The following is a 16725-nucleotide window of genomic DNA, read 5'->3' on the forward strand; positions in this document are numbered from 1 at the left end:
AGGTTTATTTTTCAGCCAGGAGCGCGTTCAGGTCGGCGATGGCTTGTTCCGGGTTTTGGAACACGATGCCGCGCATGCCAATGCTCTGCGCGCCTTGAACATTGCCTTCACGGTCGTCGATGAATACCGCTTCCTCCGCACGGCAGCCGGCTTGATCCAGCGCGTATTGATACATGCGCGGGTCGGGCTTGAGCAGCTTGACATCGCAGGAAGCAATCACGTGGTCAAAAGTGCCCTCGATGTTCCAGACCGTGCGCAGGAATTCATGCAGGTGCGAAGGGAAGTTGGTCAGCAGCACGGTGGGGTAGCGCTTATGATAATCGCGAATGGCGGCCAGCATCTGCGGATGTACGTAAAAATCATCGCGCACGAATTTCTCCACGATGGGCATTTTGCTGAGCGGCTGCCCCAGGTATTCCAGCATCCAGGTGTAGTAACATGGATCGTCGATCTCGCCTAAATCCCAACGGTTGTTGGTTTCGCTGCGGATGGCGTCGTAAACCGCTTGTTCGGGCACGTCCAACCTTTCGGCCAGCAGAGATTCAAAGGTGCCCTTGACCGTGTGCAGCAGCACACCGGCCAGGTCCCAGACCAATAATTTAATCATGGGCCGGATACCATTCCTGTAAATGTGCGTGGTTATCCATTTCCACCAGAAGAGGGTTGCCGCCTTCATCCACTTCGATGGTGGTGATGCTGCAGGGGTGGATGGAGTAGAAGGGCAGCAGGCTGTCGCGCGGTGGGCCAAAGCATTCCACCAGAATGACGTCCAGCACGCCCGAATGGGCTACGATAATGCTGTCCTCCCCGCGCGTTTCGTCCAGAATGTTGTGCCATTCCTGCACGACGCGTTTTTGGAAACCGCGCTTGGAATCGCCGCTAAGAAAGCGGATCAAGTTCAAGCGGTGATGTTCGTACAGGTAAACAATCTTTGGTTTATGCGCGTCGAGGTCGTCTTCGATGGTCCGGCCTTCCATCCAGCCGAAATTAATTTCGGTCAATCCGGGCCGCGGGCTGGGAGTGAGGTGGACCTTTTCCCCGATAGCCTGCGCGGTTTGCATGGCCCGCGACAGCGGGCTGGAGAACAGGTGAACCGCGCGGATATCGCGCATGGCTTCGGCGGTACGTTGCGCTTGCCGCAAGCCGTTATCGTTCAACGGGATATCGGTAATACCGTGCAGCCGTTGTTGGTCCACCCAGGCGGTGGTGCCGTGTCGAACCAGGTAATAAGTGGTCAATGCGTATCCCTCGTTTATCGAAAATGCTAATGGGTTGATTCTACTATTTTTCTGGGGCGATGATTTCCTTTATCTTGCGGTTCATTTCCGCCCGTCCGGTATATTGAAAGGCATGCATTCCCAGCGCTTGCGCGCCGGTGATATTGACCTGGCGGTCATCAATAAAGATAGTTTCCTGCGGGGCTGTCCCCAGCTGCTGCAGTGCATATCGGTAAATGGCCGGGTCGGGCTTGATCATGCGCACTTCACAGGAAATGATGATCTCATCAAAGGCTCCATCCATACGCCAGGGGCCGGACAACATGGGCCGCAGCGCGTCTGAGTAATTGGATAGCAAAGCTGTTTTAAATTGTTTATGGTAGGCGCAAATATCGGTGACCAGTTCCCGGTCGATGTAGAAATCCTCATAGAAGAATTTATCTAGCTCCACCTTATTGGATCGCGGCAATCCCAATTCATCAAGCATGTGATCCCAGGCATCCTCCTGGGTAAATTCACCGAGGTCGACACGGTTCATGAAGGTTTCATCAAAGCCTGTGGGCAGCTGCTCAACCGGTATGTTCAGGCGTTTGGCAATGCAGGCGAGGATGCTGCTCTGTGTATTGAGCAGGATGACCCCTTCCATGTCCCAAATGATGGCGCGGATGCTCATGCGGGTGAGCTTTCCTTGGATTGGGCCACGATGGCTTCGATGCGGCGGTTCATGTCCTCCCGCCCGGTGAACAGGATGGCATGCATGCCCAGTGCCCGCGCGCCTTCCACATTGACGGCCTTGTCATCGATGAAAATGGCTTCCGCGGGGGCGCAGCCCAACTTTTCCAGGGTGTAATAGAAGATATCGGGATCGGGTTTGATCATGCGCACTTCCCAGGAGATCACGATTTGATCGAACGCGCCATCCATACGCCAATAACTGGCCAGCATTTTACGCAGCAGATCCGAATAATTGGAGAGCAGCGCGGTGCGGTAGCGCTGATGATAGGCGCGTACGTCGGACAGCATTCCGGCATCGATGAAAAAATCCTGATAAAAGCAATCCAACAAGTCGGTTTTCTTTTCGCGCGGCAAGCCCAAGCTATCCACCACGTGATTCAAGAAATCATCGTGCGTAAATTCGCCTTTGTCCACGCGGTCGTTGAAATCGCTGTAGAAAGCTTCCCGCGATTTATCTATCGGAACATTCAACTTATGAGCGATGGTAGTGGGTGCATCCTCATCAGGTGATTGCAGCAGCACTCCTTCCAGGTCCCAAATGATAGCGCGAATACTCATGGATGGATTTTTCCGTTGAGGTGCGCGACACCATTGGGTTGGATCATCTGGCTGGGGCCGTCCGAGCTAATCTCGATGATGTTGATGCTGCAGGCGTCCAGATTGAAGCGCGTGTCGGAAAGGCTGCCGCCCAGTTCGTAGAACAAGATGTTGCGCAGCACACCGGCGTGGGCTACCACAATGAGCGGCCGGCCGTCGGCTTGGGCGCGGATTTCCAGCCAGGTTTTACGCACGCGCTGAGTGAATAGACTGCCTTTTTCGCCACTAAAGATATTGATCAGGCGGCGCATGTTGAAGTACATCTTCAGCAGGAATTTTTTATCCCTGAGCATGCCCCAATAATTGCGCTTGCCTTCCATGATTCCGAAATTTGTTTCCATCAACCCGTCCATGTACTCGGGTTCCAGGCCGGTGGCTTGGCTGATGGGCGCGGCGGTCTGGCGCGCGCGCAGCAAGGGCGAACAGAACAAGTGGGCGGCTTTGACACCCTGCATGGCCTTGCCGGTCAATTCAGCCTGTTCCAGGCCGAAAGCGCTCAGCGGCCGGTCGGATTGTCCAGCGATCTTGCCCTGTTCGATCCAATCGGTAATGCCGTGGCGGATTAAATAAACTGTGGTGGTTGTGTTGTTTTTTGTCATGAGTTGTGTTTTCTATCTGAAAATTCCAATTCCCGGGAGATGAACCCCCGAATTATACATTCTCTTTAAATTTGTGGGACGATCGCGCCGGATCAATGTTAAAAATATTTATAAATTGTTTACAATCCCTCCCTTTTATGTATAAACAGACAGTGGTATTAATTAACCAGTTAATAATAAACAGGTGAAATGATTATACAAACGAAGAAAGAGAAAATTGGGCATCTGCTCATGCATGTCTGCCGCGAACGTGGAAAAACGGCCGACCAGTTTATGACGCAAAGCAAGATATTCCGCGGTCAGGGCATGATGTTGATGTTCCTGTCCGAACACGAAGGCTTGACCCATTCGGAGATTGCAGAGAGATTGAATATCTCTCCGGCTGCTGCCACCAAAGTCATCAAACGCCTGGAAGAAGAAGGCTACATAAAGCGGCAGTCGGATGACAAAGACGAACGCCTCTCGCGCGTTTTTATGCAAGAAGGCGGGCGTGCGGTTATCAGCGGTATTCAGAGTTCGTTTAAAAAACTTGATGAACAGACCTTCCACAACTTCGGTGATGAAGACCTGGACCGTTTGGAAGATTATCTTCATCACATCCTGACGAACCTCAAAGCTGGTTGAATCCGTATTAAATCCAAGTTGATGAAATGTGTGTTAATCCTTTAATTGATTTTGTTATGGAAAAGCGGACTAGATTAATAAAATATTTCGGAGGAAAGCTTGTTAAAGAAATTATCAATTTATATTAAGCAATACAAAAAATATATTCTACTGGTGCCGGTATTTGTGTTTCTGGACGTGCTGTGCGAATTAAGCATGCCTCTATTGATGGCGCGTATCGTAGATCAGGGAATCCCTGCTGGAGATATGGCCTTCATTATAAAGACAGGTATTTTTATGGTTATGCTGGCATTAGGTGCCATTTTCTTCGGCGTTCTCAACATGAAGTTCTCTACTACCGGAGCCATTGGTTTTGCGGCGAATTTACGCAGTGCATTGTTTGAAAAAGTACAAAAATTCTCCTTCAACAATATCGATAAATTCAGCACGGCTTCTCTGGTGACGCGCCTGACCAACGACGTCAATAACTTACAGGTGACCTTCATCATGGGTCTGCGATTGCTGACACGCGCGCCGATGATGCTGGTGATCGCTTTCTTCCTGGCTTACCGCATCAACGCGCGCCTGTCGATAGTCCTGGCAATTGCAATACCGGTGCTGGTCATCGGTGTGCTCTCCATCATCAGCCAGGCTGTCAAACGCTTCTCAATCATGCAGGAAAAGATCGACAATATCAACCGGGTCATTCAGGAAAACCTGATCGGTATCCGTGTGGTGAAATCTTTTGTGCGGGCGGATCATGAAAACACGAAATTCCGTAATGCCAACGACGACTTCACTAACTCGGCTATCCGCGCCATTTCTCTGGCTATTTTGAACATGCCGGTGATGATGTTTGTTATGAATGCGGCCACTATTGCCATCATCTGGATGGGCGGAAAAATGGTCTCAACCGGTATCATGGGTACGGGCGAATTGATTAGTTTTATCAGCTATATCTTCCAAATTCTGTTCAGTGTCATGATGATCTCCATGATGATCATCATGAGTGCCCGCGCGGAAGCCAGCAGCAAGCGTATCATCGAAGTATTGGATACGGATATCGACATTGTCGATAATCCAGAATTTGCTTTGAGCGCTACCCTGGAAGGCAACAATCCGGCGCTGGTCCCCGCGGCCGGTGAGCAGGATTGCCCGCAAGTGACGGCTGGCAAAGTTGAGTTCAAGAAGGTAGATTTTAAATACTCGTTGACCGGCAGCGGTGAAGACGTCCTGCGTGATGTCAGTTTTGTGGCTGAGCCGGGCCAGATTGTTGGTATTGTGGGCGGTACGGCTTCCGGCAAGTCCACCCTGGTCAACCTGATCCCGCGTTTATATGATGCCACCGCCGGCGCGGTGCTGGTGGATGGCGTGGACGTGCGCGATTACCGCCTGCCGGATTTACGCGAGAAAATCGGCGTGGTCCTGCAGACCAACACCCTGTTCTCCGGCACGATCCGCGAGAACATCATGTGGGGCAACGAGCAAGCCACCGAAGAGGAAGTTGTCACAGCTTGCAAAGATGCCCAGGCGCACGATTTCATCATGTCCTTCCCCAACGGCTACGACACCGTTATGGGTCAGGGCGGCGTGAACGTATCCGGCGGACAGAAGCAGCGCTTGTGTATTGCCCGTGCGATTCTGAAGAACCCCAAGATCCTTATTTTGGACGACAGCACCTCCGCTGTGGATATGGCTACCGAAGCCCGCATCCGCGAAGCTTTCTATCATAATCTGGCGGATACCACCATCTTCATCATCGCGCAGCGCATCAGTTCGGTTCAAGACGCCGATAAGATCATCGTTCTGGAGGATGGCTGTATTTCCGGCATCGGAACACATGCAGAACTTCTGCAAAATAATGAAATTTACAGAGAAATTAATTCCTCCCAGCAGGAAGGAGTATTGGGACAATGAGCGAAGAAAAACGTGAAATTAAACCTCAGGTAGAATCGGGGCCGCGCCATGGACCCGGTGCGCAAATGCACTTTGAAAAACCGAAAAATACCCGCAGCACCTTGATGCGGTTGGTAGAGTACCTGGCAGCTAAAAAATTCCAGTTGGTATTGGTGGTGATATTGATGCTGATTAGCACCGCAGGATCACTGGCTGCAAACTATTTCCTGAAACCTCTCATCAATAACTACATTATTCCGGGAGATTTCAACGGTTTGGCCAGGGCATTGGTGATTTTAGCCTGCATCTACTTGGTAAGTGTTGGCGCCACCTATGGGCAGAGCCGCTTGATGCTGCAAATTGCCCAGCGCATGACCAATACCATGCGCAGGAAACTGTTCGCCAAATTGCAGATATTACCGCTGAAGTATTTTGATACGCATACACACGGCGAATTAATGAGCCGCTTTACCAACGATATCGATAATGTTCAGATGGCCTTCGAACAAAGCCTGGTGCAATTGTTCTCCAGCGCGCTGACTTTTGTTGGTTCGATCGTGATGATGATTGTGCTCAGCCCCATCCTGTTCCTGGTGGCGGCGATCCTTTTAGCCCTGATGTTCTTCTTTGCGCGTTTCTTCACCAGCCGCAGCGGAAAATATTTTAAAGACCAGCAAAGGAACCTCGGCAACCTGAACGGTTACGTTGAAGAAATGGTCGACGGTCTGAAAGTGGTCAAAGTCTTCAATTACGAAGATAAGGCCAACCGCGAATTCCAAAAACGCAACGAGGATTATCGCGAAGCGGCCACGCAGGCCAACTTCTACTCCTCCGTCATTATGCCGGTGGTGATGAACCTGAACAACATCTCCTACGCAGCGGTGGCACTGGTGGGCGGTTTGCTGACCGTTATGGGCAGCTTCGATATCGGTTCGCTGGCGTCTTTCCTCCAATATGTGCGACAGATGGGTATGCCCGTGCAGCAAATCTCCAACCAGATGAACACCATCCTGGCGGCCCTGGCCGGCGCGGAACGTGTGTTTGAGGTCATGGACCAGCCTGTTGAAGTGGATGAAGGCAGTGTCACTTTGGTGGGCGCCAACAAGAACACCGATGGTTTTGTGGAAGTGGCTCACAACGGCATCCATCCCACCCATTGGGCCTGGAAAGTGCCCATGGCGGATGGAACGGTAGATTACGTCGAACTAAAAGGCGATGTGCGTTTCAACGACGTCACCTTCAGTTACGAACCCGGCACGACTGTGCTCAATCATGTGTCGTTGTATGCCAAGCCCGGCCAGAAGATCGCCTTCGTAGGGTCCACCGGCGCGGGCAAGACCACCATCACCAATCTGATCAACCGCTTCTACGATATCGAAGAGGGCACCATCACTTTCGACGGCATCAACGTCAAGAGCATCCGTAAAGATGACTTGCGCAAGTCGCTGGGTATGGTGCTGCAGGATACGCACCTCTTTACCGGAACGGTCATGGATAACCTCCGCTATGGCCGGCTGGATGCCAGCGATGAGGATTGCATCCAGGCTGCCAAACAAGCCAGCGCGCATTCCTTTATCAAGCGTCTGCCGCAGGGTTACGACACCATGATTACTTCCGATGGTACCAACCTGTCGCAGGGGCAGCGCCAGCTGCTGGCTATTGCGCGCGCGGCTGTGGCCGATCCGCCGGTATTAATCTTGGATGAGGCCACCAGCTCGATCGACACGCGCACCGAGCGCCTGATCGAAAAGGGCATGGACGCGCTGATGAAAGGCCGCACGGTCTTCGTGATCGCGCACCGTCTTTCCACCGTCCGCAATGCCAACGCCATCATCGTCCTGGAGCATGGCGAGATCATCGAGCGCGGCGACCATGCCGACTTGCTGCAGCAGAAGGGCCGTTATTATCGTCTGTGCACCGGCCAGTTTGAACTGACCTAGACCAACGGAATTTGGTAAAACAAACCGCCTATTTTCGAGAGAGGATAGGCGGTTTTCTTTTGGCTGAGCGCCTGCCCAGAGTGAAGCGTGGAGAGCTCCGGGCAACTTTTTGTCTTGCTCCTTGTAGCCCACGCATTCTTGCGTGGGGATATTGCCATCCAACTCTGCACATTCCTGTGCGAATAAACCCCGGCAAGTGCGAGGAATAACAGTAGATTTTACGTCATTCCTCTTTTGACGTTCGCCAACCGCTCGGATATACTAAATCTGCTTTAAGCATGAATAACAAGGAGGTAGTTTTTATGGCATCTGAAAAATCTTTTAAGCTAACCTATGCCACCATGTTCAACCCACCTGAAGAGCTGCACCAGCACTTTGAAGCTGCTCTGGCGCAGATCAAGACGGAGATGGGTCAGGAACATGGCATGATCATTGACGGTCGGGAATGCAAAGCTGGTTCCACGTTCGAAGACCGCAGCCCGATCAACACCGATTGGGTCTTGGGAAAATTCCAAAATGGCGATACGCAAACCGCGGCGGACGCGATCGCGGCTGCCCGGCGGGCTTTCCCGGCCTGGGGCGCGCGCCCCTGGCAGGAGCGCGTGGCGCTGCTGCGCAAAGCCGCTGATTTGATCGACGAACGCATCTTTAAGATCGGCGCGGTCATCTCATTGGAAGTAGGCAAGAACCGCACCGAGGCGCTGGGCGATGCCGCTGAAACCTCCGACCTGATCCGCTACGCTTGCGACCAAATCACGGCCAATAACGGTTTCATTCACGAAATGGGCCATGATCCGCTGCAGGGTTTTAAAGCCACCAATTATTCCGTATTGAAACCTTACGGGGTTTGGTTGATCGTCAGCCCCTTCAATTTCCCCTCCGCCCTGACGGGCGGCCCTGCCGGCGCGGCGCTGGCAGCCGGCAACACAGTGGTCATCAAACCGGCCTCCGACACGCCCTGGACTTCACGCCTGTTGGCGGAATGCTTCCGCGACGCGGGTCTGCCGGATGGTGTGTGCAACTATGTGACCGGCCCCGGCAGCACGCTGGGCCAGGCGCTGATCGACAACCCGGACGTGGACGGCATCACCTTCACCGGCTCCTACGCGGTGGGTATGCACATCTTCCGCAGTTTCGCGCAGGGGCCTTACGTACGCCCGACTGTCCTGGAGATGGGCGGCAAGAACCCCACCATCGTCAGCCGCAATGCCGACATCGAAGAAGCCGCGGTGGGCATTGTGCGCTCGGCTTTCGGCCTGCAGGGCCAGAAGTGCTCGGCTTGCTCGCGCGTCTTCATCGAAAAACCGATTTACCAGCAGGTGCTCAGCCGCATGGTTGAGATGACCAAAAAACTGGGCATCGGCGACCCGACCTTGCGCGAGAATTATCTGGGCCCGGTGGTGAACAAGAATTCCTACAAGGAATACCAGGAATATATTGATGAAATGAACCAGGCCGGCGCGCGTTTCCTGACCGGCGGCAAGATCCTCACCGATGGCGACATGGCCAAAGGTTACTTCTGCGCGCCCACCATTGCGGTGGACTTGCCTCTGGATCACCATCTATGGAAAAAAGAAATGTTCCTGCCCATCACCACGGTTACCCAGGTGGACAGCCTGGAAGAAGCCATGGGTTACGCCAATGATGTGGCCTACGGCCTCACCTCCGGTTTCTACGGATCGCTGGACGAAGCCAAGTGGTTCTTTGATAACATCCAGGCCGGTGTGAATTACGTCAACCGCCCGCAGGGCGCCACCACCGGTGCCTGGCCGGGATTCCAACCCTTTGGCGGTTGGAAGGGTTCCGGCTCGAGCGGCAAGAATGCCGGCGGCCTGTACTACGTGCAGCTTTATATGCACGAGCAGATCCAAACGCTCATCCAAAAAGCGTAAGCAATCCTTCGGGCGGGTGCTGCACCCGCCCGATTTTTGTTTTACAACCATCAAGTGTCATCCTGACGAGCACCGGTTTTGGGCGCGAGGAAGGATCTCGGCTTACGGCATACCCCCTCATCCTTGCCTTCTTCCCCGAGGGAATGCTTCCCTTCGACAAGCTCAGGACAGGCGCGATCTCCCACGAGGGAGAATGAATTGAAACTGTGTTTATCTGTGGTTAAAAGCAATTGGCGCGTTTACTCAGAAAAACTGAGTACAGGCGGAAACACGCCGATCATCTATCTGTGTTCATCAACTATAAAATATTAAGTTCTTTATCCGTGTTTATCTGTGGTCAAAAATTAAGATATGTCCTCAGGTTCCTCGATCACGTAGTCTTCCAATTTGTCCATGTCGACATCCACCTCGGAGATCACCCTGCCCTTGACCGACACACCGGCATTATGCACACCCTCGCGGTCGCCGCTCACCAGCGGATGCCAATCCGGCAGCGGTTTGCCCTGCAGTACCAGACGGTAAGCGCAAGTCTCAGGAAGCCATTTAAGGCGTTCTACTTTGGAAGGGGTGAGTTTAATGCAGGAGGGCATGGCGCTGCGGCGTTCGTCATACAACACGCACACGCATTTTTTGGGATCGAGAAAGCGGCAGGCCACGTTGGTCATGTAGATCTCGCCGGTTTCCTCGTCTTCTAGCTTATACAGGCAGCAAATCCCGCAGCCGTCGCACAATGATTCCCATTCTTCCAGGGTCATCTCGCTCAGCTTTTTGGTTTGCCAAAAAGGTTTGGTCTGGCTCATCGGGATGCGTGGCTGCTCTTATCCGCCGCTTCACGTAATAGATCGGATAACTTACGCGCCTCTTCTGCTGTCAGGAAGATATTGGTTTCGTCCGCATACAGGATCTTTTCTTCATCCGGACCGAATTCTTTTAAACACACGCAAACATTATCTTCAAATTCCCTGTCGGTGGGGTCAAAAAAAACTTCCACTTTTAGACTGCCATTCAGTATTTCAATCGCCATCTCTGCCTCCAATTCAGTTGTGAAGAAAAAATAGCTCCTTAATCATAATGTATTTTTCGGCAAACGCCCGGTTTATTAATGGGTATCTCGAAAGATAAATTGTTCATCCAGTCTCTTACTGTGATGTTTATTACGATGTATTAATAGTCCATCGGATGCTGATATCTTTCCCTAAAATGTGTTATTAATACTGTAGCAATAAACATGTTTCAGGAATAATACCGGAGATCCCATGACTAAAAAAACTTCCTCCCAACTTGCCCGACTATGGCTCGGTTTGGCGCTGGCTGGAACACTGGCCGCGTGCTCTGCCAATACAGACGAACAAACACAGTCAAGTGCTCAGGTGGTAGAACCGCTTAAAGGCAGCAGCGGCAAACTGGCTTTCGCGGCGCAGACATCCGCCAAAATTCCTTATGATATTTTCTTCATCAATATGGAGACAGGCAAAGAGTATCAGTTGACTGAGAGCGGTTTGTCGGATATTGCCCCGGATTTTGCCGGGGATTCCAGCATGATGGTATTTTCTTCCAATCGCAACGACAGCTATGATATTTATAAAACGATGCTGCCGGATGGGGACGGCGAGCGCTTGACCACTTCCAGCGCGGATGAGACCGAACCGCGCCTTTCGCCGAATGGCACCCTGATCGCCTACCAGTCCGAGGCAAGCGGCGATTACGACATCCTCACCATGGACTTGAACGGAGAAAACGTCACCCGCCTGACCCAGGAGGATTCCGAGGAAACCCAGGCCAACTGGTCGCCGGACGGCAGCCAATTGGTGTTTGTTTCCAACCGCGATGGCGATTTCGAGCTCTACAGCATGAATGCCGACGGCAGTGATGTTCAGCAGTTGACCGAAAATGAAGATTACGACGCCGCGCCGGCCTGGTCGCCGGATGGCAGCCAGATCGCCTTTATCTCCAAACGCGGCCAGCATTTCCAGCTCTACCTGTTGGATTTGGCCAGCGGCGAAGAAACCGCCTTAACCGATTCGGGCATGACCGTGCATTCACCAACCTGGTCGCCGGACGGAAAATACATTGCTTACGTCAGCGACGGCGACGGCAGCAGCCAGATCAACGCTTACGAGGTCGACAGCGGCAAATCTTACCTGGTCACCAGCGGCTATTCCAAATATTCCGGTTTATCCTGGGTGAAATAAGCCAAATAAATAATGCTTAATAAAAAGACGCCGCGCAGTTCAATTTTGCGCGGCGTCTTAATTGTTTCATGAAGAAGTCTAGGGATGCTTGCCTTTACTATTGATGGAGCCCAGTCCGCTCACGTTCTGGCTGACCTGGGGGTTATCACCAAAATAAGATACCGATCCAACCCCGGTTACATTCACGCTCAGGTCCTGTTCGGCCCACACCACAGCGCTGCCTGCGCCGGTTAACAGAATTGAAGTGGTGTTGCTGCGCAAATCGCCGGCCTCATAACTGCCTACACCGCTGATGGTTATTTTTTGCTCGTCCACCGCGCCTGCAATTACAATCGCGCCAGCCGAGGTCAGGTTGACGTTGAGGTCGCGGGCAATCAATTGATCCATTTCAACGCTGCCTGCGCCGGTCAAATTAACGTCCATTTGTTCCGTGTCCAGTTTGAACACCTTGACGGCGGCGGCACCGGAGATGGAAATTTCGTTTAGGTCCTTGACTGTCAGGGTGTACGTCACGTGCTGGATGGGCGCGCCCAGAAAGCCGCGCCGCATACCGATTACCAGCGCGCCGTTATCCACGCTGGTGGTGACGTAGCGCAGGTAATCGCGCGGAGCTTCAATGCTCAATGACTCCTGATCGCCCTGTTCGATGATAAATTCACCAAAAGTGTTGATCTGGAGCTGGTTGAAATCGCTGACGTCTACGTCCTGAGTTTGTATGCTGGCATCGCTGCAGCCGGCCAGCAGTACCAAAGGCAGCAACAGCACCATCACTGCGCTTAATATCGGAATCTTCTTCATAAAATCACCTCTTACTATTGGAATTAAAACCGTGTTTCTGTCTATACATACGCAAACCGTACGAAAAGGGTTTGCTGTATGGAAAAATTAAGATGAAATGTGGGGCCGGCTGGCTATCCTATAAAGGTTGGCCGCAGGATTGGCACTTGCTTTCGCCTTCGGGATTGTCCGCGCCGCAGGCAGGGCAGACAGTAACCGGTTTGGCGGAAGGCGTGCCGGTGCTCTCGCTCAGCAGCTCGCCGCGCGCCCAGCGGTTGTTGGCGTTTGAACTATCCGTTTCCCGCGGGGTGCTTTCCTGGCTCTCCAGGTAATCCTGGACGGTATGGCTGCCGCGTTTGACGATGATCCAGATCAGAATGCCGGTCAGGATGATGACGGCCAGACAAAACAATGGCAACAATATAATTCCACCGATAATTCTCATTTGTTTTCCTCGTTTTCAGGATTCAGCGGCGCCCCGCAATACCCGCAGAATTGATGGTCGGCCGGGTTGCCGGCGTGACATTGGGGGCAGACTGCTTCACCAGGTTTGGGTTGTATGGATTTCTCATTGCGTGGAAAGAATCCTTCTAACGAAAGATCCAACTCGCCGTTTTTGCGCCTCCGGTTGATTTCGCGGATATCCTCCAGCCGCTGCAGAATCACCACTGCCAACGGGGTGAGGATCAGAAAAATAATCGCGACGATGCGCATGACGGGAGAGATACTGGTATCCATGTGGTTAATTTTATCCTATCGGGAGAAGCTCGGCTTGCTGATATAATTGGACAAGCGTTCTAATATTGAATTGCAGTAGAGAAAGTTGAGGGTAAGATGGATTTGTTTGACCATGCCATGCAGGAATCTTTGCAGCGCGAAGCACCCCTGGCTGCGCGCATGCGGCCGCAGCGGTTGGACGATTTTGTCGGACAGGAAGACATCATCGGTGAAGGCCGATTGCTGCGGCGGGCAATCGAAGCCGACCGCTTGTTTTCCTCCATCATCCTGTGCGGTCCTCCCGGATCTGGCAAGACTACCCTGGCGCGGTTGATTGCCAATTACAGCCAATCGCATTTCTCTACCATCTCGGCGGTCATGGCCGGCAAGAGCGAGCTGCGTGAGGTGATTGATGAGGCGCGCGAACGGCGCCGTCTCTACCAGAAGCGCACCATCTTGTTTGTGGACGAAGTGCATCGCTGGAACCGCGCCCAGCAGGATGCGTTATTGCCGAACATCGAGAATGGCCTGATCATCCTGATCGGTGCCACCACCCAAAACCCTTATTTTGACGTCATCCCCGCGCTGGTTTCGCGTTCGCGGATCTTTATGCTCAAGCCCCTCGCAGAAACGGATTTGGGTGAGCTGTTTGAGCGTGCCCTGAGCGACAAAGAACGCGGTTACGGGACGCGAAAAATCCAGGTTGACCCGCAAGCAAAGGAACATTTGCTGCGCATGGCCAACGGCGACGCGCGCAGCCTGTTGAATGCGGTTGAGCTGGCGGTGGAATCCACCAAACCGGACGCGTCCGGCGTCATTCATATTGACGTGCAAACCGCGCAGGATTCGATCCAGCAGCGTGCCATCCATTACGACAAGAATATGGATGAGCATTACGATACTATTTCCGCTTTTATCAAATCCGTGCGCGGCTCCGACCCGGACGCGGCGCTGTATTGGCTGGCGAAGATGATCACTGCGGGTGAAGACCCGCGCTTCATCCTGCGCCGACTGTTGATCCTGGCGGGCGAGGACATCGGCCTGGCCGACCCGCAAGCGCTGCAGGTGGCTTCCGCGGCGGCCAGCGCCTACGAATACGTGGGATTGCCGGAAGGGATATTCCCGATCGTCGAGGCCACACTCTATCTGGCCACAGCGCCCAAGTCCAACTCCGCGCTGGGCTATTTCGAAGCCGTCAAGCTGATCGAACAGGAAGGCGCCCAGCCGGTGCCCACTCACCTGATGGACGCCAACCGCGATGCCAAAGGCTTCGGGCATGGCAAAGGCTACCAATACCCGCATAATTTCCCTGGGCATTACGTTGGACAGCAGTACCTGCCGGACGCGGTGCAGGGCAAGCACTTCTACCAACCTTCGAATGAAGGGCGGGAAGGCGAGATCAACCGGCGTTTGGAAAACCTTAAGAAACCTTCGAACAATCCGAACGGGAAATAATTATCTTGCCAATCCGGCCTTGTCTGTAGGATAATCAGGGCTATATGTAAAACGTTTTTTGGTATTGCGGGTTGTTAACCATATCCTGATTAACGAGGTATGCCATGCAAGCTTTCTTCGGTTTCGATTACACCGGTGAACCCTTCCAATTCTTCGGAGCGGCGCACATCGGCGCGCTGCTCGCCATTCTGTTATTGAATCTCTTTCTGCTGCGTTATCGTAATAAAGATGAGGCTGTCCGCAAAAAAGTGCGGCTGATCATGGCAATCGTGTTGTGGGTCAACGAGCTATCATGGCATATCTGGTGCATCGTCTTCGGGGTTTGGAGCATCCAGGAAAACCTGCCGCTGCATGCCTGTTCCATCCTGATCTGGCTGTCAGGCTTTATGTTGATCAAGAAGAATTACCGTATCTACGAATTTGTCTATTTCATGGGCATTGCCGGCGCGCTGCAAGCGCTTTTAACACCCAACATCGGCATTTACGGCTTTCCCCATTTTCGCTTCTTTCAGACCTATATCTCGCACGGGCTGCTGGTCACTTCCGCCATCTATATGACCACTGTTGAGGGCATGCGCCCGACCTGGAAATCTATGCTGCGCGTGATGGTGATTGCCAATTTGTTTATGGGTGTGGTGTTTGTGATTAATGGGCTGATCGGATCGAACTATCTGTACGTATCCCATAAACCCCCTGGTCCAACCATATTGGACGCACTTCCGGATTGGCCGGTGTACCTGATTTATATGGAAGCGCTTGGCCTGGTGATGTTCCTGCTGTTGTATCTGCCTTTTATTATTAAAGATTGGCGTGCGAAAACGCAGGCTGTTGAAGCTTGAAAAAGCTGCTCGCTAGACGCGAATATCTTTCAGGATGGGTAGAATGCCCTGAATGGCTTTGGCGCGGTGGCTGATACGGTTTTTCTCGTAGAGCGATAACTCGGCCATGGTCTGGCCTTCCTGAGGGAAATAGAAGATGGGGTCGTACCCAAAGCCGTTATCGCCGCGTTCAGTGGGGATAATCTCTCCCTCACAGACATCTTCGCAGGAATAACGCCTTCCGTTGGGAAGCGCCAGCACGACCGCGCATACGAAGCGGGCGTTCCATGGACGCGGCTTTCCTTCCAACTTGCTCAACAGAAAACGGCGCCTATCGCTGTCGCTGGCGTTTACGTCTCCGGTAAAACGGTGTGAGCGCAATCCGGGCTGGCCATGCAGTGCGGCTACTTCCAAACCGGCATCATCTGCCAGGGTGGGCAGTTGACTGGCCCGGCAGAACGTCTGCGCTTTCAAGCGCGCGTTTGCCAGGTATGTCGTGCCATTCTCTTCAACGTCCATGTCGAGCGAAATGTCGTCGGGTGTCAGCAGTTCGAACGGAAGCGATTTCAATAAATCGAAAATCTCTGTCCGCTTCCCAATATTTGTAGTGGCAATTAATAATTTTTGTGTCATCGAATGTTAAATTTTATGAATAATATTAATAAAACTTGACGTGTCAGAACGCGCGTGCTATAATCGGTCAAATTATACTAATTTTAGTGGAATTATCGTGAATAAGCCAAGCCGAACTTTTCGTATTAATGTGGGTTTCCTAATTAATCAACCCATTGGATTTTACCGCGATATTCCCATCGAACTGGACCAATTTGATTTCGATGAAAGCCTCTCGGTAAGGGATTTGAAGGGAAACCTAAACCTGAGCCGTACCCAAAGCGGACTGCGTATCCAATCTGACTTTACTGCGTTAACCACAATGGAATGCGGGCGCTGCCTGGAAGAATTTGAATTAAAGCTGGACTCGCACTTCGAAGAAATATTCACTTACGAAAACCATCCACTTTCCGAAGACGAATTAATTATTCCGGAAGATGGCAATATTGATTTTGAACCTTACATTCGGGATTACCTTTTACTGGAAGTGCCCATCAACCCTGTTTGCAAACCGGATTGCCTGGGCTTATGTGATATCTGCGGGGAGAATCGAAACCTGCATGACTGTGGCCATGAACATGAAAAGCCGGCGCCGAACATGGCGCGATTGATGAAATCAGTTGAGGGAAGTTTCTATCCCGGAAAAAACACACCAATTTCAGAGTAGAAAGGATT

At 52.3% G+C, this 16725-nt stretch carries 19 protein-coding genes; 8 read left to right on the top strand and 11 right to left on the bottom strand.

All coding sequences use genetic code 11. The features are described 5' to 3' along the window. Positions 1-4: 4 nt before the first annotated feature. From Pelsub_RS02745 to Pelsub_RS02765, 5 genes are read right to left on the bottom strand one after another with little or no spacing between them, the layout of a single operon-like run. Positions 5-607, bottom strand: a complete 603-nt coding sequence (locus Pelsub_RS02745) for an HAD family hydrolase (protein ID WP_158674949.1) — start codon at positions 605-607, stop codon at positions 5-7. Next, entirely contained in the window at positions 600-1238 is a 639-nt protein-coding gene (locus Pelsub_RS02750; RefSeq protein WP_158674950.1) for a histidine phosphatase family protein, read from the bottom strand. The genes Pelsub_RS02745 and Pelsub_RS02750 overlap by 8 nt, the downstream gene beginning before the upstream one ends. A 43-nt stretch (positions 1239-1281) precedes the next feature. Beyond that, positions 1282-1890, bottom strand: coding sequence for an HAD family hydrolase (locus Pelsub_RS02755; protein ID WP_116226270.1), 609 nt, complete (start codon positions 1888-1890; stop codon positions 1282-1284). Next, positions 1887-2510, bottom strand: a complete 624-nt coding sequence (locus Pelsub_RS02760; protein WP_116226269.1) for an HAD family hydrolase — start codon at positions 2508-2510, stop codon at positions 1887-1889. Before Pelsub_RS02760 ends, Pelsub_RS02755 begins: the two co-directional genes overlap by 4 nt. Further along, positions 2507-3148, bottom strand: a complete 642-nt coding sequence (locus tag Pelsub_RS02765) for a histidine phosphatase family protein (RefSeq protein WP_116226268.1) — start codon at positions 3146-3148, stop codon at positions 2507-2509. Before Pelsub_RS02765 ends, Pelsub_RS02760 begins: the two co-directional genes overlap by 4 nt. Positions 3149-3337: 189 nt before the next feature. Between Pelsub_RS02765 and Pelsub_RS02770 the strand changes: the two genes are divergently transcribed. The 4 genes from Pelsub_RS02770 to Pelsub_RS02785 all read left to right on the top strand — a co-directional run bounded on the left by Pelsub_RS02770 (position 3338) and on the right by Pelsub_RS02785 (position 9479). After that, positions 3338-3772, top strand: a complete 435-nt coding sequence (locus Pelsub_RS02770) for a MarR family winged helix-turn-helix transcriptional regulator (protein WP_116226267.1) — start codon at positions 3338-3340, stop codon at positions 3770-3772. A 99-nt stretch (positions 3773-3871) separates the two neighbouring features. Continuing rightward, positions 3872-5668, top strand: a complete 1797-nt coding sequence (locus tag Pelsub_RS02775) for an ABC transporter ATP-binding protein (RefSeq protein WP_116226266.1) — start codon at positions 3872-3874, stop codon at positions 5666-5668. A 65-nt stretch (positions 5669-5733) separates the two neighbouring features. Next, entirely contained in the window at positions 5734-7587 is a 1854-nt protein-coding gene (locus Pelsub_RS15890) for an ABC transporter ATP-binding protein (protein WP_408635080.1), read from the top strand. Between the two features lie 302 nt (positions 7588-7889). Continuing rightward, positions 7890-9479, top strand: coding sequence for an aldehyde dehydrogenase family protein (locus Pelsub_RS02785; RefSeq protein ID WP_116226264.1), 1590 nt, complete (start codon positions 7890-7892; stop codon positions 9477-9479). Positions 9480-9823: 344 nt separating this feature from the next. Here the strand turns inward: Pelsub_RS02785 and Pelsub_RS02790 are convergent, their stop codons facing one another. Together Pelsub_RS02790 and Pelsub_RS02795 are read right to left on the bottom strand one after the other, a co-directional pair. Beyond that, positions 9824-10279, bottom strand: coding sequence for a YcgN family cysteine cluster protein (locus Pelsub_RS02790; protein WP_116226263.1), 456 nt, complete (start codon positions 10277-10279; stop codon positions 9824-9826). Beyond that, positions 10276-10503 (bottom strand): hypothetical protein, encoded by a 228-nt coding sequence (locus Pelsub_RS02795; RefSeq protein ID WP_116226262.1) that lies wholly within the window; start codon positions 10501-10503, stop codon positions 10276-10278. Before Pelsub_RS02795 ends, Pelsub_RS02790 begins: the two co-directional genes overlap by 4 nt. Before the next feature lie 232 nt (positions 10504-10735). Between Pelsub_RS02795 and Pelsub_RS02800 the strand changes: the two genes are divergently transcribed. Beyond that, positions 10736-11671 carry a TolB family protein gene (locus Pelsub_RS02800; protein WP_116226261.1) on the top strand — a complete coding sequence of 312 codons (936 nt, stop codon included), beginning with the start codon at positions 10736-10738 and terminating at the stop codon, positions 11669-11671. Positions 11672-11749: 78 nt separating this feature from the next. Here Pelsub_RS02800 and Pelsub_RS02805 read toward each other — a convergent pair whose 3' ends face one another. From Pelsub_RS02805 to Pelsub_RS02815, 3 genes are all read right to left on the bottom strand, one after another. Beyond that, positions 11750-12469, bottom strand: coding sequence for a head GIN domain-containing protein (locus Pelsub_RS02805; protein ID WP_116226260.1), 720 nt, complete (start codon positions 12467-12469; stop codon positions 11750-11752). A 118-nt stretch (positions 12470-12587) separates the two neighbouring features. Beyond that, complete coding sequence (locus Pelsub_RS02810) at positions 12588-12893, bottom strand: zinc ribbon domain-containing protein (protein WP_116226259.1); 306 nt, start codon at positions 12891-12893, stop codon at positions 12588-12590. Beyond that, positions 12890-13186 (bottom strand): zinc-ribbon domain-containing protein, encoded by a 297-nt coding sequence (locus tag Pelsub_RS02815; RefSeq protein WP_116226258.1) that lies wholly within the window; start codon positions 13184-13186, stop codon positions 12890-12892. The genes Pelsub_RS02810 and Pelsub_RS02815 overlap by 4 nt, the downstream gene beginning before the upstream one ends. Positions 13187-13282: 96 nt before the next feature. Between Pelsub_RS02815 and Pelsub_RS02820 the strand changes: the two genes are divergently transcribed. Together Pelsub_RS02820 and Pelsub_RS02825 are read left to right on the top strand one after the other, a co-directional pair. Further along, positions 13283-14620, top strand: coding sequence for an AAA family ATPase (locus tag Pelsub_RS02820; protein WP_116226257.1), 1338 nt, complete (start codon positions 13283-13285; stop codon positions 14618-14620). Between the two features lie 104 nt (positions 14621-14724). Then, a complete protein-coding gene (locus Pelsub_RS02825; protein WP_116226256.1) occupies positions 14725-15459 on the top strand; it encodes a YwaF family protein in 735 nt (244 codons plus the stop codon). Positions 15460-15471: 12 nt separating this feature from the next. Here the strand turns inward: Pelsub_RS02825 and rdgB are convergent, their stop codons facing one another. Continuing rightward, the gene (gene rdgB / locus Pelsub_RS02830) at positions 15472-16071 is read right to left on the bottom strand and encodes an RdgB/HAM1 family non-canonical purine NTP pyrophosphatase (RefSeq protein ID WP_116226255.1); all 600 of its coding nucleotides are present in this window, start codon (positions 16069-16071) and stop codon (positions 15472-15474) included. A gap of 97 nt (positions 16072-16168) precedes the next feature. Here rdgB and Pelsub_RS02835 point away from each other — a divergent pair, with 97 nt between their 5' ends. Beyond that, positions 16169-16717, top strand: a complete 549-nt coding sequence (locus tag Pelsub_RS02835) for a YceD family protein (RefSeq protein WP_116226254.1) — start codon at positions 16169-16171, stop codon at positions 16715-16717. Positions 16718-16725: the final 8 nt, after the last annotated feature.

It is taken from the genome of Pelolinea submarina, assembly GCF_003966975.1.
GTDB classification, from domain to species: Bacteria; Chloroflexota; Anaerolineae; order Anaerolineales; family Anaerolineaceae; genus Pelolinea; species Pelolinea submarina.